The organism is Exiguobacterium sp. OS-77 (assembly GCF_000414195.2).
Classification (GTDB): Bacteria; Bacillota; Bacilli; order Exiguobacteriales; family Exiguobacteriaceae; genus Exiguobacterium_A; species Exiguobacterium_A indicum.
In genome coordinates this window covers 1,115,807-1,134,892 of sequence record NZ_DF239008.1, presented here as the reverse complement: position 1 = coordinate 1,134,892, position 19,086 = coordinate 1,115,807, and the positions used below count along the sequence as shown (strand labels likewise).

Annotated in this window: 19 protein-coding genes; 1 reads left to right on the top strand and 18 read right to left on the bottom strand. The window is 46.9% G+C overall.

Annotated features, from left to right (window positions below; genetic code table 11):
* Positions 1–21: 21 nt before the first annotated feature.
* The 15 genes from ftsZ to EXG77_RS05435 form a co-directional block, all read right to left on the bottom strand.
* Entirely contained in the window at positions 22–1,176 is a 1,155-nt protein-coding gene (gene ftsZ, locus EXG77_RS05505; protein WP_023468800.1) for a cell division protein FtsZ, read from the bottom strand.
* Positions 1,177–1,223: 47 nt separating this feature from the next.
* Complete coding sequence (ftsA, locus tag EXG77_RS05500; protein ID WP_035396720.1) at positions 1,224–2,528, bottom strand: cell division protein FtsA; 1,305 nt, start codon at positions 2,526–2,528, stop codon at positions 1,224–1,226.
* A gap of 229 nt (positions 2,529–2,757) precedes the next feature.
* Entirely contained in the window at positions 2,758–3,537 is a 780-nt protein-coding gene (locus EXG77_RS05495; RefSeq protein WP_023468802.1) for a cell division protein FtsQ/DivIB, read from the bottom strand.
* 61 nt (positions 3,538–3,598) lie between these two features.
* Complete coding sequence (murG, locus tag EXG77_RS05490) at positions 3,599–4,693, bottom strand: undecaprenyldiphospho-muramoylpentapeptide beta-N-acetylglucosaminyltransferase (protein ID WP_035396718.1); 1,095 nt, start codon at positions 4,691–4,693, stop codon at positions 3,599–3,601.
* Complete coding sequence (gene murD, locus EXG77_RS05485; RefSeq protein ID WP_035396893.1) at positions 4,690–6,036, bottom strand: UDP-N-acetylmuramoyl-L-alanine--D-glutamate ligase; 1,347 nt, start codon at positions 6,034–6,036, stop codon at positions 4,690–4,692. The genes murG and murD overlap by 4 nt, the downstream gene beginning before the upstream one ends.
* A gap of 33 nt (positions 6,037–6,069) precedes the next feature.
* Positions 6,070–7,032 (bottom strand): phospho-N-acetylmuramoyl-pentapeptide-transferase, encoded by a 963-nt coding sequence (gene mraY / locus EXG77_RS05480; RefSeq protein ID WP_023468805.1) that lies wholly within the window; start codon positions 7,030–7,032, stop codon positions 6,070–6,072.
* A 22-nt stretch (positions 7,033–7,054) separates the two neighbouring features.
* Positions 7,055–8,374, bottom strand: coding sequence for a UDP-N-acetylmuramoyl-tripeptide--D-alanyl-D-alanine ligase (gene murF, locus EXG77_RS05475; RefSeq protein ID WP_035396716.1), 1,320 nt, complete (start codon positions 8,372–8,374; stop codon positions 7,055–7,057).
* Between the two features lie 108 nt (positions 8,375–8,482).
* On the bottom strand, positions 8,483–10,528 hold the full coding sequence (locus EXG77_RS05470) for a penicillin-binding protein (RefSeq protein WP_238987918.1): 2,046 nt from the start codon (positions 10,526–10,528) through the stop codon (positions 8,483–8,485).
* Between the two features lie 89 nt (positions 10,529–10,617).
* The gene (gene ftsL, locus EXG77_RS05465) at positions 10,618–11,004 is read right to left on the bottom strand and encodes a cell division protein FtsL (RefSeq protein ID WP_023468808.1); all 387 of its coding nucleotides are present in this window, start codon (positions 11,002–11,004) and stop codon (positions 10,618–10,620) included.
* Positions 11,005–11,017: 13 nt separating this feature from the next.
* Positions 11,018–11,956 (bottom strand): 16S rRNA (cytosine(1402)-N(4))-methyltransferase RsmH, encoded by a 939-nt coding sequence (rsmH, locus tag EXG77_RS05460; RefSeq protein ID WP_035396712.1) that lies wholly within the window; start codon positions 11,954–11,956, stop codon positions 11,018–11,020.
* A gap of 161 nt (positions 11,957–12,117) precedes the next feature.
* On the bottom strand, positions 12,118–13,680 hold the full coding sequence (bshC, locus tag EXG77_RS05455; RefSeq protein ID WP_035396710.1) for a bacillithiol biosynthesis cysteine-adding enzyme BshC: 1,563 nt from the start codon (positions 13,678–13,680) through the stop codon (positions 12,118–12,120).
* Positions 13,681–13,709: 29 nt separating this feature from the next.
* Positions 13,710–14,066 (bottom strand): DUF3397 domain-containing protein, encoded by a 357-nt coding sequence (locus EXG77_RS05450; protein ID WP_023468811.1) that lies wholly within the window; start codon positions 14,064–14,066, stop codon positions 13,710–13,712.
* Positions 14,063–14,872 (bottom strand): ketopantoate reductase family protein, encoded by an 810-nt coding sequence (locus EXG77_RS05445; RefSeq protein ID WP_035396708.1) that lies wholly within the window; start codon positions 14,870–14,872, stop codon positions 14,063–14,065. The genes EXG77_RS05450 and EXG77_RS05445 overlap by 4 nt, the downstream gene beginning before the upstream one ends.
* Before the next feature lie 83 nt (positions 14,873–14,955).
* Positions 14,956–15,129 (bottom strand): 50S ribosomal protein L32, encoded by a 174-nt coding sequence (gene rpmF / locus EXG77_RS05440; RefSeq protein WP_012370841.1) that lies wholly within the window; start codon positions 15,127–15,129, stop codon positions 14,956–14,958.
* A gap of 46 nt (positions 15,130–15,175) precedes the next feature.
* Entirely contained in the window at positions 15,176–15,685 is a 510-nt protein-coding gene (locus EXG77_RS05435) for a DUF177 domain-containing protein (protein ID WP_230088521.1), read from the bottom strand.
* 171 nt (positions 15,686–15,856) lie between these two features.
* Here EXG77_RS05435 and EXG77_RS05430 point away from each other — a divergent pair, with 171 nt between their 5' ends.
* The gene (locus tag EXG77_RS05430; RefSeq protein WP_023468814.1) at positions 15,857–17,008 is read left to right on the top strand and encodes a nucleotidyltransferase family protein; all 1,152 of its coding nucleotides are present in this window, start codon (positions 15,857–15,859) and stop codon (positions 17,006–17,008) included.
* On the opposite strand, the gene EXG77_RS05425 is transcribed toward EXG77_RS05430, so the two are convergent.
* From EXG77_RS05425 to rsmD, 3 genes are read right to left on the bottom strand one after another with little or no spacing between them, the layout of a single operon-like run.
* Positions 16,981–17,979, bottom strand: a complete 999-nt coding sequence (locus EXG77_RS05425; RefSeq protein WP_035396706.1) for a SepM family pheromone-processing serine protease — start codon at positions 17,977–17,979, stop codon at positions 16,981–16,983. The genes EXG77_RS05430 and EXG77_RS05425 overlap by 28 nt on opposite strands.
* On the bottom strand, positions 17,979–18,470 hold the full coding sequence (gene coaD / locus EXG77_RS05420) for a pantetheine-phosphate adenylyltransferase (protein ID WP_023468816.1): 492 nt from the start codon (positions 18,468–18,470) through the stop codon (positions 17,979–17,981). Before coaD ends, EXG77_RS05425 begins: the two co-directional genes overlap by 1 nt.
* Positions 18,467–19,048, bottom strand: a complete 582-nt coding sequence (rsmD, locus tag EXG77_RS05415) for a 16S rRNA (guanine(966)-N(2))-methyltransferase RsmD (protein WP_074668417.1) — start codon at positions 19,046–19,048, stop codon at positions 18,467–18,469. Before rsmD ends, coaD begins: the two co-directional genes overlap by 4 nt.
* Between the last annotated feature and the right edge of the window lie 38 nt (positions 19,049–19,086).

The following is a 19,086-nucleotide window of genomic DNA, read 5'->3' as shown; positions in this document are numbered from 1 at the left end:
GTCGTGTCACTGGAACATCGATCAACGATTATTCCGGCGAAGGAAAGATGGGATGTCCATCGTTTCTTCGACATCTGGCTCTTTAGCCGGTTCGGGATTCGAGCTGACAGGTGTCTCTTCGACTTGTGGTTTTGACTCCTCTGTTGGTGGTGGAGTCGCTTGTTTTTTCTTCAATAAATTCTTCATCATTTCTTGAGCGGATGGAATTTCGAAATCGAGTGGTTCGTTTTCGAATTCCGTCGCGATGACTGTAACGATGATTTCATCTTCTAGGTTATCGTTGATGACAGAACCAAAGATCAAGTTGACTTCCTCATCAGCTGCACTCTGAACGATTTGTGCGGCTTCCGTCACTTCGTACAAGCTAAGGTTCGCACTACCTGTGATGTTCATCAGAACACCTTTCGCGCCTTCGATCGAGGTCTCAAGCAACGGACTCGAAATCGCTTTTTTCGCTGCTTCCGTCGCGCGGTGTTCGCCTGTCGCGACACCGACACCCATTAAAGCAGAACCTTTTTCCGTCATGATCGTCTTCACATCGGCGAAGTCGAGGTTGATCAGACCAGGTACGGCGATCAAGTCAGTGATACCTTGTACACCTTGACGCAAGACGTTATCTGCTTCTTTGAACGCTTCAAGCATTGGTGTGTTCCGATCAACGATTTCAAGTAACTTATCGTTCGGAATGACGATCAACGTATCGACTTTTTCTTTGAAGTTCTGGACACCTGAAACAGCATGTTGCATCCGTTTACGTCCTTCGAACATAAATGGTTTTGTGACGACGCCGACTGTCAATGCACCGATTTCTTTTGAAATCTCCGCGATGACAGGAGCAGCTCCTGTACCAGTTCCGCCACCCATCCCAGCTGTGACGAAGACCATGTCAGCGCCTGAAAGGATTTCTGTTAATTGCTCACGGCTCTCTTCCGCCGCTTTTTTACCGATTTCCGGATTGGCACCCGCACCGAGACCACGTGTCAATTTAGCACCGAGTTGTAGTTTTACGTCAGCTTGTGACATGTTCAATGCCTGCGCGTCCGTGTTTACTGCGATGAATTCTACGCCTTGGACACCGTGTTCAATCATTCGGTTGACGGCGTTCGAACCGCCACCACCTACACCGATGACCTTGATTTTTGCTACTTGGTCCATCATTTCATCAAAATGCAACATAAAAAGGGCCCCCTAATATTTTTTACTCATTGGATTTTTTGTAGGCATTAACCAAAGAATTTCTCAAAGAAACTACTGAATGACTTTTTCTCTTTCGGAGGCTGTTCACGTGTTGGCCGTTCGTTTCGCGTAGGTGACGTCTGTTCGTTCATGAGCAGTGCATCCTGTTCATGTCCGTGCGCTACGGCTTCCTTCTCTTCCGCCCGGTCGAAACCTGATTTCGATACGGCGCTTCTTGAGAGCACATAACGTAACATACCGGCTGCGACGGCATACTTCGGATGACGAATACCAAGACTAGCAGGTTGATAGACATTGACGCTCTGCTTGAAGATTCGTTTTCCGAGCTGATCGATTCCCGGTAATGAAGAACTTCCCCCACATAAGATTAAGCCACTATTCATGTGAGCGTATCCTGCTTGCGTCATTCGTTTTTGAATCATCTCGAAGATTTCCTCAAGTCGTGCTTCTAAAACGAATCCAATCTCTGATTGTGGTTCGAAACGATGTTCGCCGTTGATCGTGACGTAGGAAACTTTCTCTTCCGAATCCCCGAGTGCTTCAAGCGCAACACCATATTCTTCTTTAGCAAGTTTCGCGTCTTGATATTTACAATTCATCTTGTACGTCAAATCACGTGTCAGATGATCACCACCGTATGGCAACGTCGTCGAGTAGACGAGATCATTCTTTTCGTAGATGGAAAGTGTCGTCGTCTCATGACCGATATCGATGATTCCGACACCGAGTTCGAGTTCATCAATCGATGCTGCGATTCTAGATACCGCTAAACTCTCCAGCACATATCCAGCAAGCTCTAAACCAGCCCGTTCAATGGAACGTTTAATGCTATGTAGGATCGTCTTCGCTCCGATGATGAGCTTCCCTGTTACTTCGAGACGATAACCGATCATTCCTCTCGGATCAGTGATTTCTGTTTGCTGATCGACCGTAAAGGTCTTCGGCAAGACATCGACGACACTGAGTTCGTTCGGAATTCGCATGACCATCGCAGAATGCAGAACGTCTTTCACGTCATCATCCGTGATTTCATTGTCCTCACCTTTGATCGATGTCATCCCTTGGCAATCCTTCACTTGAATGTGTTCACCGGAAATAGCGACATATACTTCACCAATTGGTTCACCAAGTGTACGTTCCACTTCCGTAACCGCTTGTTTAATGGCTTGTACCGTTTGATCGATGTCAACGATGACACCTCGTTTAACACCCGCGGATGGTGCAGAACCTTCAGCAAGAACGTTCAGCGTTCCACCAAGTAGTTCACCGACGATGAGTTTCACCTCCGATGTCCCAATGTCGAGCGCGGCAATCGTACCTTTCGTTTCCATGGGAGTGACACCTCCACTTTCATAATACTAATCCTTTTTATTCCTAATTATATTCTAGGAATGAGTCAGGCTTCTTCTCGTTTAAGTCTACACTATATAAATACTTACGAAAAGAAGTTATTGCCCGTCTTAGCGTTCGAATAGATTACGATTTGATGACGATTCGAACAAAGGTCGACGAATGAAAACACACGTTTGTTTTTTTATTCGTCAGCCCTTTACGAATCTTCTATTTTTTTCCTTTATATGGCTTGAAATAGATACCGCCATCAATGGTAATCGTTCCCGTCTTTCCTTTTGGTAAGGCAGAAATGACCTTTACGTATTCATTCAAGGAATTTGAAAAGGATGATGTACTGAGTAACACCGTATTCCCATCCGTCATGAATAATTTCAGACCACCCTTGTCCGTCTTATCGTTTGCGACGATTTCAGAGATCCGACTACGTACTTTCGGCTCGATCTTAACGAGTTCCTTCGTCAACCGATTTAATGATTGATCCGTAAATCCAGTCAGAATTGGTGCATCGAACAATTCTTCCTTCGACTTTCCGGGAATGATCGTTCCGTCCGCCAGTACGATCCGGTCTCCTGGTTTATCCTTTGCGTAAGCGATCTCTTTCTCTTCCGTCACCGTCACGCGATATTGATGCAAAAACTGTTTTTGCATCGTTGCTTCCTGAATGCCTGGAACCCTCTCGATTCGTTCAAGAATGTCTTCCTCTGATAGATTAAAGGCGTGTGTCTCATTCACCTTTACTCCTGATGCCTTCAAGATATCTGATGTTTTGACATTAAGATTACCATCAATATCAAATCGAGCGACCCGAGAATAACTCGACTGTAGATAAAAAACGACACCGACCAATAGACCAATCAGAATCAGGACATAGATGAGCCTCCGGTTGGCTTTTTTGCGACGTTGTTCACGGATATAAGGTATCTTATCCTCGAGGCTGCGGACGTTCTCGTCCTCTTGTGGTCGTCCAACCGCTCTCCGTTCCCTCACGTCTCATTCCCCCTCTATAACGTAACAATTCATTTCCCTATCGGTCTTTTCCTGCAATAGTTTAGTTTTTTTGTCCTGTCAGTCGTAACAATTCATCAACTAAGTCCCGTGAAGCGTTCGGCATACCGAGCGCAAGCGCCGCTTCAGACATCATTTGTTGTTGTGCTAACGCTTTTTCGCATGCCTCAAACAACCGATCACCCGTTAGCTCTTGTTCACGAATCAATAGACTCGCACCTGTCTCGACGAGTGATGAGGCATTGACCTCTTGGTGATTTTCCGTCACGTAAGGACTCGGGATGAGCACACTCGGTAAGCCGAGTGTCGTCAGTTCTGCCAATGTGCTTGCTCCCGAACGTGAAATGACGAGTTGACTTGCTTTTAAGATGTTCGGTAAATCATATACGAATGGGCGAAGTTGAATGCGTTCTGGTAAGGAACCAACGCGTGACATAATCGTATCGTAATGAATTTGACCAGTAACGAAGAGGAGCGACCAGCCTGCTTGCTCGACCTTTGGCATCATATCGACGACTGCTTCGTTGATTGCAGGTGCGCCACGACTACCGCCATAGATGACGACGAGAGGACGTCCTTCCTCAAAACCGAAACGTTGTCGCTCTTCAAGCGGATTGATGTTGAGCTCTGCCACTTCAGAAGCACGCGGATTTCCGATTAAAACCGTCTTCGCTTCATTCTTACCGAAGTGATGTCCAGACCCTTTAAAAGAGAGTGCAACACGATCCACATACCGAGCTAAAAATTTATTCGTGATACCAGGTAGACTGTTTTGTTCATGAACGAGTGTCTTGAAACCCATTTTTGCAGCCGTATACAATACCGGTCCACAAACGAACCCACCTGTACCGACGACGATATCCGGTTGGAACTGACGCAGTAGTCGACGAACACGCCGGACGCTCTTGACGAACCGGATACCAGTCTTGACGTTTTCGAACGACAAGGAACGACGGATGCCAGAAATCTCAATCGATTCAAATGGAATTCCCGCACGACGAACGATATCCGCCTCGAGACCATTTTCTGTTCCGATATAGAGGACCTCACACGGCATGCGTTGTTCGAGCTCCCGGATCATAGCGAGTGCCGGATAGATGTGACCGCCTGTACCGCCTCCAGAGACGACGATTTTCATACTGTTGTTCCTCCTACTTCATGTACGGCACGAACGAAATGATCGCCGCGCTCTTCATATGTCTTGTATTGATCCCAACTTGCAGATGCTGGTGACAGAAGAATGATGTCGCCGGGTCGTGACACTTCAAACGCTACTTTCACGGCTTCATCCATCGCCTCAACGACGGTTGACGCATAGCCATTTTCTGACGCAAGCGTTCCGAATCGATGACCCGTCTCACCAAGTCCGATTACATGTTTGACATGCTTCATTGCATCGAGTAACGGTGTCAAATCCGCTCCACGCTCGAGTCCGCCACATAACCAGATGATGGGTGCCGTAAATCCAGACAACGCCGCTTCTGTTGCCACATTATTCGTCGCTTTTGAGTCGTTGTAAACTTTTCGACCAGCAATTTCACCGACGAACTGTGTCCGGTGCTCTACACCACCAAACGTCCGTAGAACATGTTGAACGTCAGATAATGCTAAGTTAAACGGTTCGACGAGTGTTAAGGCTGCGAGAACGTTCTCGACATTATGCCCACCACCGAGAGCTAGTTCACTAACAGGTAAGATACTCGTCCCATTGATTGTCAACGTATCGTTCATGATTTCTGCATACGCCGATTGACGACGAGAGAACAAGAGTGGCGTTACTTCAGCTGTCTTTCCGAGTGCATTGACGGACGCATCATCGGCATTCAAGACAAGACGATCCGTTTCTTTCATGTTCTTAAAGATCCGGGCTTTCGCTTCGCCATACGATTCAAAATCACCATGATAATCCAGATGTGCTGGTGATAAATTCAAAAATGCTGCCGTATATGGTCGGAACTGCTCGATCCCCATCAATTGAAAACTTGATAATTCAATGACGATGATATCGTCCTGTTTCGCCTGACATGCGATTTCAATTGCCGGGAATCCAATGTTTCCTGCCAAATGTACACGCCGCGTACCGGTTTTCAACAACTCATGGACCAGCGTCGTCGTCGTCGTTTTCCCGTTCGATCCTGTGATGGCAATCCACGTCGCATCGGTTGCTTGATACGCTAGTTCTACTTCTGTCCAAACCGGAATGTCGCGTCGTAAGGCTTCTTGTAGCAGATCGATGTGATACGGAATTCCTGGATTCTTGACGATCAAATCGATGTCATCGAGTAGTGTGAGCGGGTGCTCACCGTAGACCGTCTTAACATCGAGTGATGCAAGCGTCGCTTGATCACTCTCGGACGGCGTTTTCCCGTCATTGACCGTTACTTCTGCACCAACACTCGCTAAATACCGAGCTGCTGCGATTCCACTTTTCGCCGTTCCGAGAACGAGCACTTTTTGATCATTCCATTGTCGTTGTTCCATTGTTGAATCGCTCACTTTCTCTCTTCTTTTTTATTACACGAATAGATAGGCGATGAATGCCATCAAACAGCTGATTCCTGCGAATGTACCGACGATCCGCCATTCGCTCCAACCGACCATTTCGAAGTGGTGGTGAATTGGGCTCATTTTGAAAATTCGTTTTCCTGTCGTCTTAAAGGAGATGACTTGTAGAATGACTGATAATGTCTCGACAACGAAAACGATACCGATTAAGACGAGTAGTAATTCCAGTTTTAAGACAATCGATAGACCTGCTAATGCAGCTCCAAGTGCAAGTGACCCTGTATCTCCCATGAAGATCTTCGCTGGGTGCGCATTGAATAATAGGAATCCGATCAAGGCACCGACCGCTGAGAAAGCAAAACAAGCAGCGCCTACTTCATCTGCGATAAACCAACTGTATAATCCGAAGAACAAGAATGTTGGAATCGCTGTAAATGATACGAGACCGTCCAATCCATCCGTCAAGTTGACTGCATTTGAGAAACCAACTAACCAGAACAAGGCAACAAACGGATAGACGATACCGAAATCAAGCTCAAAATCGGTAAATGGAATCGATAGATACGTCGCGTCACTTGTAAATCCACCACTCAACCAGACAAATAACAATCCGACGACGATTTGTCCAAGTAATTTTTGTTTCGAATTCAGACCAAGGTTACGTTTCTTGACGACTTTGATGTAATCATCAATGAAGCCGATAACGCCATACGCAAGTGTTAAAAACAGTAACGATAATTGTGTCGTCGATAGATCGCCCATGACGACTGCACCGAGAACGCTGACGATCATCGCGACAAGAATGACGATTCCACCCATCGTCGGTGTTCCGGATTTGACCTGATGCCATTGCGGTCCTTCTTCCCGAATTTCCTGACCGAACTTCAATTGGTGTAGAAACGGAATCGCTTTTGGCATGACGAGTAATACAACAAGAAATGCAAGAATAAGACTGATGAATAATGTGATCATAGCAGACACCCTTTTTCAAAAATTAGTTTTCGTTCAGATAGGTTAATATCCGTTCAAGCGCCATCCCACGTGACGCTTTCAATAAGACGATTGTTCGTTCTCCGAGCAATGGGCGCAATCGTTTTGCAGCATCCTCGACGGTTGTCGCGAATTGGATTTGAACAGACGGGTCGCTGATTCCTTCAGCAATCCACGCGCCTTTCTCCCCTACTAGGATAGCATGCGAGACAGGTAACGCAATCCGCTTTCCGACCGAGGCATGTAATAAGCGTTCTTGGTCCCCTAATTCATACATATCGCCGAGGACGAGAACGCGTGTCGTATACCCTTCCAGCGCAGTGACCGTCTCAATCGCTGCATTCATTGATGTCGGACTCGCGTTATACGCATCATTGATGACCGCAGTCTCTTCAAAGAGTAATCGTTCCATCCGCATCGGTGTCAATTCAACCGCATCGAACCCTTCTTGAATTCGGGCGTCCGTCACGCCAAGTGCACGTGCTGTCGCAATCGCGTATGCTGCATTTCGGACTTGGTGTTTCCCTAGCACTGGTAGGTGAAAAGCGGTGCCATCGTAAGTAAAGGCCGTTCCAAAGAACGTTGCTTCCTTCGTTTCGATCCGGTACGTATTTCCGATCTGATAGCCAATCTTCTCCGCTTCGACTTCTGCGAGAAGTGGTTCGTCACCATCAACGAATAAATGACCACCTGGTTTGAGTCCGGATTGAATCTCAAGCTTCGCTTTGGCGATGCCACTGCGTCCACCGACTTGCTCCGCATGCGATTCGCCGATGTTCGTGACGAGTGCGATATCTGGCTCAGCTAGATTCGATAGGAATTCAATATCGCCAAACCCGTTCATTCCCATCTCAAGCACAGCGACTTCCGTATCAGCTGGCATCATGAGAATCGTTAACGGCATTCCGATATCCGAATTGAAGTTTCCTTGTGTCTTATGTGTCTTAAACGTCGTCTTGAGTACGCTCTCGACCATGTCCTTCGTCGATGTCTTCCCATTTGATCCAGTGATGGCGACGATTTTCGGCGCAACCTGCAGTAAGTATCGTTTTGCGATGTGTTGCAGGGCAACCAATGGTTCATCGACTTCTAAAAAGACGATGTCGATGTTTGGTCGATCAATACCTTTCTTCCATAAGGTGACGATCGCTCCTTGTTTTTTTGCACCTTCAAGGAATCGATGACCATCAACGCGTGCTCCTTGAATCGGAACATAGAGACCGTCTTCAAGTTGTGCGCGTGAATCCGTTGCAAAATGACGAACGATACGATCATCTTTCACATCGAGATGCAACCATTCAGCGAGTTGCGTAATTGTTAACATGATATATACCTCCATTTGATGACAGCAAAAGAGGACGAATGCAAAAGTCAACGAATGACTCCTGTTCGTCCTCGTCTTCCTGTAGAAATCAGGAAATTTGCCCCACCGTTATTCTTTAGGTTCAGCTAGTTCGACCGTTAACTTTCCATTTTCCCTCACTAGTGTACCAGTTCGAGCTGATTGTTTGGTTACAAAACCTTTACCAATGACATCAAGCTTCAAGTCATACAAGCTGACGAGTTTTTTGACGTCTCGCTGCGACCACCCCGTCAAATCCGGCATTTTGAACGTATTTGCTGTCTTCAGCAAGACACGCTCTCCGCTGACGAATTCTTGACCACGAGACGGAATCTGCGAAACGACTTCAGCACCATCGCCTAGGATGATTGGAACAGCCTCTTGTTCTTTTGCTAAATCCGTCGCTTGTCGGGCACTCTTCTTGATGTAGCTTGGCGTAATTTTCGCTTTGACATCCACCGAGTCCTTTTGCGTTTCCGGTTGAATGCTCCGGTATTGCAATGCTGTGTTCATGACACTCTTGAACACCGGACTCATGATGAGTGGTCCTGAAACAGACGATTCACTTTTCGAAGGACGATCGACTGCGATGTACATGATCAATTCCGGATCATCTTTTGGCGCCATACCGATGAACGAGTGAATGAATTGTCCTTGAATGTATTTCCCATTCTCAGAAATTTGAGCTGTACCGGTCTTCCCGATGACACGGTAGTCTTTCAACTTATACATTTGCCCGGTTCCGATTTTACTATTGACGACACCGTCAAGTGCATCCCGCGTCGCTTTTGCCGCCTCTGCCGAAATCGGCTTACCGACGACTTCTGTTTTCGCCCGGTACGGTGCTTTATCCGTATGATCCGCTTTTTGGATGATATGCGGTTTGACCATCTCGCCGTCACCAGCAATTGCCGTTGCCCCTTGAAGCAGTTGCATTGGTGTGACCGCAGTCGATTGTCCCCATGACGTAATGAGCGCATTCAACGGTTTCGACAAGTCAGATTGACTGTTTACTTCTCCCGAGATGTCTATACCCGTTCGTTGGTCAAAATGAAACTTCTTAAAGTATTCTTTATAACGCTCAATCCCAAGTTTTTCTGCTGTCAACTTCGAGAACATGACGTTCGAGGAGTGATAGACTCCTTCAATCATCGGAATAGTTCCCCAACCGACATCGTTATAATCCTTGATGACCGTTCCTTTGTAGTTATAACTACCCGATTTATACATCTCATTCGGACGGAACACTCCCGCATCAATCGCCGCTGCGAGCGTAAAGATTTTCATCGTCGAACCGGGTTCGAACCGTGACGAGACGGCAAAATTCGTGAAATCTTTCATGTCACGTAAGTTCGGGTTGAACGATGGACGATCCGCCATGGCAAGGATTTCACCGGTTTTCGCATCCATGACGATCCCTGTCGCATTTTTCGGTTTGTACGTGTTGTACATTTTTTGCATCTGTTTCTCGAGCGACTGTTGAATGCGATGATCGATCGTCAAATAGAGGTTCGATCCGTCCTTCGGTTCATTCGAGACACGCGACGAACCTTGGATCAACGGATTACCGCTCCGGTCTTTCTCGAAGACGCGTGCTCCGTAAGATTCGCTCAAGGCATGATCATACTGTTTTTCGATTCCCATCTGTCCTTGTAAAGCGACACGACCATTCTCCTCCGTGATCTTTTGGACGAATCCGAGTGTATCGGACAAAAAGATACCGTTCGGGTAGTATCGTTTTGGTTCTTCGATCATCCGGATTCCAGGGAGTTTCAACTTGTCGATCTTCTCTTTTTGATCGAGCGTTAAATCATTTCCTTTTTTTCCGAATTCGATTTGAGAACGGTCTTTGTTCTCAATCAAATACGTCTCTAATTCCTTCGTTGTCATTCCAAGAATCGGTGCAAGACCTTCAGCCGTCTTTTTAAAATCGACGATCGTCTCGTCCGGATCTTTGACGCCACCTAGTCGGTAAATACCAATCAAATGATAGGATGGAACATTGATCGCGATCGGTGAACCGAGTCGGTCGAAAATTTCACCGCGTTCTGCCCCGAGCGTCTCCTGAGACTCCCATCGCTTTTTCTCAGCATAGGCGATCATGTCTTCCCCATGGAATTGTTTTGTTGTCGCCAAGTATAAAAATCGACCAATGAACACAAAAAAGAGAGTAGCAAATATCACCATGATAAAGGCTACTCTCCAACGGGATTTTTTCAGTGGATTCATTTAGGAATCACCTTGATGTTCCCTTTACGCATATCAAGACCCTGTTCTTTTGCAATCTTATAAATCCGTTCCGGAGAGCTTAAGTTCGTGACCTCTAGTTGTAAACGTTCGTTTTCTTTTTTGAGTGATTGTGTGACTTGGTTCTCTTTCGCTAAATCACGGCTCACATTATACGCTTCGTTATGCGTACTGATCGTCAAACTCCCAAATAACACAAGACCACCAATCATCGCGCTGTATAAGAATTTTTCAAAGGGATACAAGCGATACTTCGGACGGACGGCGACGCGACGCGCGATATCTTCCGTCTTCCGTGGTTCCTGAACAGGTTGTTGACGAACGGGTTGAACCGTTTGGACCGATTTACGAAGTGGTTCTGCCATTGGAATGCTCCTCTCAAGTTTCTTTCATTTTTTCAGCAACTCGTAATTTTGCCGATCGGGCGCGACGGTTATCATCGAGCTCTTCAACACCCGCCGTAATCGGCTTGCGTGTGACGAGTCGGAGTTCCGGCTCCATTTCGACGGGAATCATCGGTAACCCCGGTGGAAGCTCGGGTAGTGATGATTTTTCTTTGATTGCTTGTTTACACATGCGATCTTCAAGTGAATGGAACGTAATGACACATAGACGTCCACCGACCCGTAATAAATCAATGGCTTGGTGTACCGCACGATCAAAGACGTTCAGTTCATCATTGACAGCGATCCGGATTGCTTGGAAAGTCCGTTTCGCAGGGTGACCACCTTTACGTCGTGCTGGTGCCGGAATCGCATCCTTGATCAATTCGACGAGTTCAAATGTCGTCTCGATCGGTCGCTCTTCCCGCGCTTTTTCGATTTTACGCGCAATCTGTTTCGAGAATTTCTCTTCCCCATATGTAAAGAAGATACGTACGAGATCATTGTACGACCACTCATTGACGACTTCGTAAGCAGAAAGTGGAGAAGATTGATCCATGCGCATGTCGAGACGTGCGTCGTGATTGTAACTAAATCCCCGTTCCCCTTCGTCTAATTGTGGTGAAGAGACACCGAGATCGAATAAGATGCCGTCCACTTTCTCGACGCCATGTGCTGCTAATTGCTCTTTCAGATAAGCAAAATTACTCTTTATTAAAGTAAAGCGACCTTCATACGCCGCGAGACGTTCTGCTGCATGAGCGAGGGCGACATCATCTTGATCAAATGCGTATAGATGACCTGTCGTCAATTGCTTGACGATCTCTTCGCTGTGTCCTGCTCCACCTAATGTACAATCGACGTAAATACCGTCGGGTTTAATCGCGAGTCCTTCGATCGACTCCCATTTCAATACTGTTTCATGCTCAAACATGTCCTGCCTCACCTTTCACTGTCCTTGAAGGACGTTACTCTTTTTCAATGTATCACATTCTCTCGTGAAAACGTTACGAAAATGAGACAGTTTCCTTGATTTATTTAACTTTTGTGTAATTTTCGCTAAAAAAGAGAAAAAACCTGCTAGTTTCAGCAGGTTTAGAGGAAAATCTTCAGTTGATCACTCGTATTCGCTTCATAGGCTGTTCTTAAGTCCCGAACAAAATCAAGACCATGGTGATTCAACCACGGGAGGACAGAATGAATCCGCTCTTGTGGCGCTCCATCAGGAAGAAGATGATAAGCCATCTCTTTATATTGCCGTGTCTGTCGGTCAAACTGACGTCGATCTTCTGCCAGTAGACTAGCAATTGCTTGATCGAGCTGTCTCTTGACCTTCTCACTCTTACTCGATGTCCGCAGTAGATTCTGTTCGAGCGAGAGGAATTCCGAGACGAAACTGTCTTTTAGCATCGCTGCCGTCTGCATACGTCCTGTCATCTTCTCTTCTGAATAGAGCGGAATCGGTACGCCTGATCGGACGATTTCTTCGAGCGACACCTCAAGTTTAGCAAGACGCTTTTCATCGCTACGGCGCACGAGTAACCCACCCATGCGGGGAATCAATAACGGCATCGTCCAATTCAGGTGATGAAAGAGCGGTCGTAAGCGTGTCCAGTATGCTAACTCCCCCGGACCCCCGATATAGGCAAGCGTCGGGAACAGGTAATCCTGCATCAATGGACGTGTGACGACACTGTTGGAGAAACGTTCCGGACTGGCGTACAGCAACGCGATCAATTCAAGCTCCGTATATTGCTTTCCTTGTTTTGTCTCGAATCCGTCTGCTGTCGGATACAGTAACTGACGACCGTGATCATCGACGAAAAGATGCGCCGCTTCCTCGTTCAAGAATGTATCCGGTAACTCTTGCGTCTGTGAAATACCATCCGTCAATGCTCGTCTAAATTCCGCATTGTCTTGAATCAACCGTTCAAAGAACGGAATCTCGAGTTCACGGACAGAATGTGTATCCGCATCAAAGAAGACGATATCAAAATCGATCAATTCACCGATCAATTGTGAGAAAAACATCCCATACGATGTACACGCTTCAACGAGTTGCTTCAGGCGCGCAACTAATTGTTTCGTATGAACCGTTTCTGGCATTGCTCGGAATGTCTCTTCGATGATTTCAAGAAGTGCTGCTTGATCAAAAGAGAGCCGACTGACCGAGCGGGCAATCGATTCTGAAGGTGTGACAGCGATTTTACGCGTTTGATAATCCGCTGTCGGAACGTAAACATGGTTAATCTCATCAAAATCGTGATCTTCGGTCGCGAGCCAAAAAATCGGAACGACAGGCCGCCCAAGTGTCGTTTCCGCCTGCTGTGCGACCTTCAGACAGGTCAACAATTTATAGATGGCATATAATGGTCCGCCAAAGATACCCGTTTGTTGCCCTGTAATGACAACTTGAGCTTCACCCGTACGAAGCTTCGCGACACGTTCCCGCAAACGCTCCGTCATGTTCGGATTTCGACGTTCTAGTTCGTCTGTCAGTGCCGCAAGATGCGGATAGTGACGTTCTTCAAGCAAACGGCTCCTCGACGCTAAACCACTCTCTCCAAGGTGGTCGACATATGTTAAGAATTCTTCTCGTGAAGCACGATGCATCAACGAGTTATCATCGTATAAGGCTTCAAATGGTTGTACCTTCAAACAAAATCCCTTCTTTCTTACCTAACTGGTCAGCTGATGAACAGTTGACGAATACCGAGTACGAACAGTATGAAATGGACGGGTAATGCCAGCAAGATGATGATCCGCCAACTGTGGCGAATCATTTGTCTCAAATCAACATCAAGTTGACGAATTCGTTGCCAGAGTGCATTCAACGCAAACACCAACAATACGACGATGACGATCCACCCTAAGTAATTTGTTCCGGTCAAGGCAATCAATGCAACATGAATCGCATACAGAACGATGAATGTTCCAAAGTCGAGTGCAAATCGAACGGCCTTCCCATGTTTCCGAAATAGAAGTAGAAAGACGAGATACAACGCAATCAGGCTGAATAAAGGAAAAATGATGAAGACTGTCACTGCGGACCCTCCCTCTGTTTGATCTGTTCATAATAAAAAGATAAACGTGGCGTCGCAGTCGTCGCCTGACGTAATGCGTATCCAAGTATCGGTTCTACTTCCGTTCGTCGTCCATACTCAAGATCTCGTAACATGGAAGAACGATTTTTGCTCGTATTCTTCATGATCCGCTCGATTTCGGAATAAGTAATGTCATGGTGCGGGAAAATCGTCCGCATTTCGTCAAATAATTGACGGGCTTCTTCTCGATAAGGCATCTCTAATAAGGATCCATTCTCAACACCGTAATAAGCCGTCACTGGATTGATGACGACGTTGATGAACAGCTTCGTCAATAAAACGGCTTCCATATCTGACTCAAGTTCAAAGCACAGCTGCTTTGACGACAAGTTCACTACCTCTTGATTTCCGTAGCGGATGCGTCCTTTTCCAGTATGCTGGACTTCAAACGGTGCAGTGCGCATGGCACCATGTTCGACGACACCAAATAAGACATGCGGCAATTGCTCTTTCCATTTCAAATGATCCATTCCATTTTGCAGGAACATGACGGGACACGTCAGCCGTTTAAGGAATGGAATCACACTTTTTATATCATACGACTTTGTCGCGACAAACACCAAGTCTTCTGACTCGAGCCGATCAATCTTCCGGATCCGTACGAGACGACTCGCTTGTCCATCGCGAATGATTGGTCGTTCCTCATCTTGTTCTTGTCGCACATAAAGCGTGACTGCATGATCTTCCGATAAATAAGAGGCAAGCAATAACCCGATGGCACCCGCGCCAATGATTCCAACATTCATCTATTCCTATCCCCTTTCATGAAAAAAGCGACCTTAAAACCGATTTCTCGATTCGAAGGTCGCTTTTATACCGATCAATCAGCTTATTTGCTGACGATTTCTTTACCTTTGTACGAGCCACATGCTTTACAAACGCGGTGTGAAAGTTTCATTTCACCACAGTTTGGGCACTCGACCATACCTGGTACACGGAGTTTGAAATGAGTACGGCGAAGACGTTTGCGTGTTTTCGACGTTCTGCGGAATGGTACTGCCATCGTTGTCCACCTCCTTGAAAAAATACACTCGCCTTTACTTCAGAAATCAGGAATCCTGATCTTTTTTAAAGAACTGAGCGAGACCCGCGAGTCGCGGATCGATTTTTGGTTCGGTTTCCTCTGGATCTTCTTCAGAAAGAATCGTCCAGCCTTCCCCCTCAACCAACTGATTCTCTTCATCATCCCCATGCACTTGCACTGGCACATGAAGTAAAATCAATTCTTGCACGAGCGGTCGAAGATCGACCGTATTCCCGATCGGCACGTTGATGTCATCTGCTTCGTTCGAAACAGCATCGACCTCGAGCAGGAATGGCTCGATGGATTCAATCTCGAATGGATAAGCGACGTCATTTAGCGTCCGGGCATCCGGAAGCGTCATTTCGCCGGTAATCCGAAGATTGAATATTAATTGATTCGATGTAAACGATGCATTTGCACGAACGTGCACAGGTTGCACCGCCCGGATATCCGGATGGAGGGCGACTAGCTCATTGAGCTCGATCGTCTCGTTAACCTGAAGTTGACCCAGATTGCGCAATTTATTCAATTGCATCAGGGACCATTTCATCCGAATCACCTCAATTGCAACAATATGAATTATAGAGAGGACATCTTGTTTTGTCAATGTTTTTTCTTTACACTGAAATCGCTAGAGAACGAACACTTTTGGACGTCTTTATCCATATTACCGCACTTAATTCGGTTTGCAAAGGAGAAAGTTTTCATGAGGATGACAGCTATCATTTCAGAGTACAATCCGTTTCATAACGGACACTATTATCAAGCGACAACAGCACGACGGGAAACGGATGCCGACGTCATCGTCGCCATCATGAGCGGGACGTTCATGCAGCGTGGTGAGCCCGCCTTTACGGATAAATGGACACGTGCTCAGGCAGCCGTCGCGAGCGGTGCCATCGATCTCGTTCTTGAACTTCCCTTCTATTTTGCTGTCCAGCGTGCTGATCGCTTTGCACTCGGTGGTGTGACGATTGCCGAGACAATCGGCTGTCAGTCGCTTTCGTTTGGAAGCGAGTGTGGAGACATCGAACCTTTTCTGCATGCGGCAGCGGAACAGATCGAAGAGACACCTGCATACAAGCAAGCGTTACACGATGGATTATCAGCGGGCCTCTCTTCTGCTCACGCCGCCAGTCAAGCATTCAGGAGCGTCTCACAGACGCTTGATTTGACACAACCGAACAATACGCTTGGCTATTATTACGCTCGCGCCGCAAATACCCTATCGCTCCACACGACGAAACGGATTGGAAGTGGCTACCACGACTTATCCACCGGGGACATCATGAGCGCCACCGCGATACGCGCCCATCATCAGACACACGGTCAGCTGCTTGCACTTCCTGAACAGACCGAAGACGTCTTAGCAAGTGCCTCTTTCGCCAACTTCTCGCATTATTATCCATGGATTCGACAACGTCTACTAACGACTCCAGTACCCGAGTTGATGCGAATCGCTGGGATCGACGCTTCGTTAGCACCACGACTCATCGAAGGGGCTAAACAAGCAACGACGTTCGACACCTTTCTGAATTACGTCAAAACACGCCGTTATACGCGGACTAGCCTGCAGCGTGCCTTGATCTATCTATTGACCTCAACGACGGCAGAGGAGGTCGCACGGATCGATTACGACCATGTTGATTTCGTTCGTCCCCTCGCCTTTTCAGAACGAGGACGACAGGCACTCAAAACCATCAAAACGCGGACTGCCGTATTCAGCACCTTCACGAGTCATCCTTGGCTAACGAAAGAAAGCCAAGTGACAGCTGCATATGCACTGCCCTTGGCTCGCTACGACGCGTTGCTTGAACACCGTCGCTTTCCTTATTTCGCTGGAAGTTCTTCTAAATAATCAATCGCATCTTCGACTGTCTTGATCGGAACGAGCTTCATGTTCGTTCCGAGTTTTTTGATGGATGGTTTTGCTTCTTTGTAGTTCTCTCCTGCTGGTACGAACATGATTTCTGCTTCTGCCTCGTCTGCAGCGACCACCTTTTGCCACGCTCCACCGATTGGTCCCACCTTGCCACCTTCTTCAATGGTTCCTGTGCCGGCGATTTTATGCCCTTTCGCCAAATCTCCCGGCGTCAATTGATCATAGATTTCAAGAGTGAACATCATTCCTGCAGAAGGTCCCCCGACGTCTTCGACCTGAAACGCAATCTCAGGATCCGTCTTCACGTTCGAGATCGGGAGCGGTTCGTAAATGCCGAGCCCGACTCGCTTGACCTCTTTAGATAACTGATCCACTCGAATCGTCGTCTTCTTGTCTTCCGATTTACGCGTGAACTGAATCGGAACAGCTGTTTTGGCTTTTTTTGCTTGAATCGTCTTCATGAAACCTTCAAATGACGTAATCGGTTTTCCGTCAACACTTGTAATCCGATCCCCTGCCTTCAGTTTCCCTTCGGCTGGACCACCGGGAATGACGCCGGAGACGTAGACCCCTTCGAAATCGACATCGACCTTTTGATCCGCTAATTCATACGCTTCGATTGTTGCGTTATGTTGTGCTTCTTCCATATACAGCTTCTGACGCGTTTCATACTGCGCGTCCGACTCGCCGTCGTACAGATAATCACTTACACTCGATGTTTCGGAGAACGGTAGAAATAAGCTTTCAATGAGAAAGTAAGGCGTTGCCCGACGTTGTGCGATCGTCAGCATCATCAAATCTCCCGGTTCCTTGTCGCCTCCAGATACTTCAATCAAATCTTCCGTCGACGTCGCGTCACCCGGATAGGAGATGAAATAAGGAAGTGGTAAGAAAAATACGATCAAGGCAGCGATGATCGCTGCTAAGGCAGGTTTCCAAGCTTTCATCACAGTTCTCCTTTCGCATATTTCTGACGTAGCGCCTCTTCGACGGAAGGCGGTACGAGATCGGCAACGGAAGCACCATATTTGGCAGCTTCCTTGACGATTGAAGAACTCAAGAAGGAATACTGATTATTCGTCATCATGAATAGTGTCTCGATTTGATCGTTCATCTTCTTGTTGATAGAAGCGACTTGCATTTCGTATTCAAAATCCGAAACTGCTCGTAAACCGCGTACGATCGCGGTTGCTCCAACTTCCGCCGCATAATCGACCAGTAGACCATTAAAGGAATCCACCTTGATTTGAGGTAGGTGCGATGTCACATCGGCAATTAACTCCATCCGTTCCTGGACAGAAAAGAGTGGTTGCTTCGAAGAATTATTCAGTACGGCAACGATGATCTCATCAAAAATCGGAACGGCACGCTCGATGATGTCTAAATGTCCGTTCGTGATCGGATCAAAGCTACCTGGGCAAATGGCGATTCGTTTCATTCGTGGTCTTCCTCCGCTTCCATGAATTCGTACAATGTAATCGAGATGACAGCGGAATAACGAAGTCGACGCACGACTTCTAGTCGTCCGATCTGGTCCGGTAATTCAACCGCTGAGTCATGTTCACAGACGATGACACCATTGTCCGTCAACATATTGTGTTGCTCTATGTACGTGACATGTTCCGTCAATCGCTCTTTTGCATAGGGAGGGTCTAGATAAATCAACTTAAACGGCTCTTCAGATGCGAGTTCCGTTAAAGCGATCGCTACATCTTTTTTTAAAACACGTGCTTGGTCCGTATAGCGCGTCGTTCGTAAATTATCTTGGATCGTTTGGATCGCTTTATGGTGTTGGTCGACGAACACCGCCTCATCGCATCCTCTTGAAAGAGATTCAATCCCAAGACCACCGCTCCCCGCAAACAGATCCAGTGCTCGTCCTCCGTTGAAATAAGGACCGATGACGTTGAATAAGGATTCTTTTACCTTATCCGTCGTCGGTCGTGTTTGATCCCCTGGCACTGCTTTTAATCGTGTACCTTTCCGTTCCCCTGAAATGACTCGCATTTCCTTCATTCCTTTCAACAAAGAAGCGACGAGGATGTCCTCATCGC

What these genes read in the sequence shown, in the direction of transcription:
- mraY (WP_023468805.1), bottom strand. Translation starts at nt 7,032, where the DNA reads ATGATCACATTATTCATCAGTCTTATTCTTGCATTTCTTGTTGTATTA.
- EXG77_RS05445 (WP_035396708.1), bottom strand. Translation starts at nt 14,872, where the DNA reads ATGAATGTTGGAATCATTGGCGCGGGTGCCATCGGGTTATTGCTTGCC.
- rpmF (WP_012370841.1), bottom strand. Translation starts at nt 15,129, where the DNA reads ATGGCAGTACCATTCCGCAGAACGTCGAAAACACGCAAACGTCTTCGC.
- ftsA (WP_035396720.1), bottom strand. Translation starts at nt 2,528, where the DNA reads ATGGAAACGAAAGGTACGATTGCCGCGCTCGACATTGGGACATCGGAG.
- EXG77_RS05435 (WP_230088521.1), bottom strand. Translation starts at nt 15,685, where the DNA reads ATGCAATTGAATAAATTGCGCAATCTGGGTCAACTTCAGGTTAACGAG.
- EXG77_RS05430 (WP_023468814.1), top strand. Translation starts at nt 15,857, where the DNA reads ATGAGGATGACAGCTATCATTTCAGAGTACAATCCGTTTCATAACGGA.
- ftsZ (WP_023468800.1), bottom strand. Translation starts at nt 1,176, where the DNA reads ATGTTGCATTTTGATGAAATGATGGACCAAGTAGCAAAAATCAAGGTC.
- murF (WP_035396716.1), bottom strand. Translation starts at nt 8,374, where the DNA reads ATGTTAACAATTACGCAACTCGCTGAATGGTTGCATCTCGATGTGAAA.
- murG (WP_035396718.1), bottom strand. Translation starts at nt 4,693, where the DNA reads ATGAAAATCGTCGTCTCTGGAGGCGGTACAGGCGGTCACATCTATCCG.
- ftsL (WP_023468808.1), bottom strand. Translation starts at nt 11,004, where the DNA reads ATGGCAGAACCACTTCGTAAATCGGTCCAAACGGTTCAACCCGTTCGT.
- rsmD (WP_074668417.1), bottom strand. Translation starts at nt 19,048, where the DNA reads ATGAAGGAAATGCGAGTCATTTCAGGGGAACGGAAAGGTACACGATTA.
- rsmH (WP_035396712.1), bottom strand. Translation starts at nt 11,956, where the DNA reads ATGTTTGAGCATGAAACAGTATTGAAATGGGAGTCGATCGAAGGACTC.
- coaD (WP_023468816.1), bottom strand. Translation starts at nt 18,470, where the DNA reads ATGAAACGAATCGCCATTTGCCCAGGTAGCTTTGATCCGATCACGAAC.
- murD (WP_035396893.1), bottom strand. Translation starts at nt 6,036, where the DNA reads ATGGAACAACGACAATGGAATGATCAAAAAGTGCTCGTTCTCGGAACG.
- EXG77_RS05425 (WP_035396706.1), bottom strand. Translation starts at nt 17,979, where the DNA reads ATGAAAGCTTGGAAACCTGCCTTAGCAGCGATCATCGCTGCCTTGATC.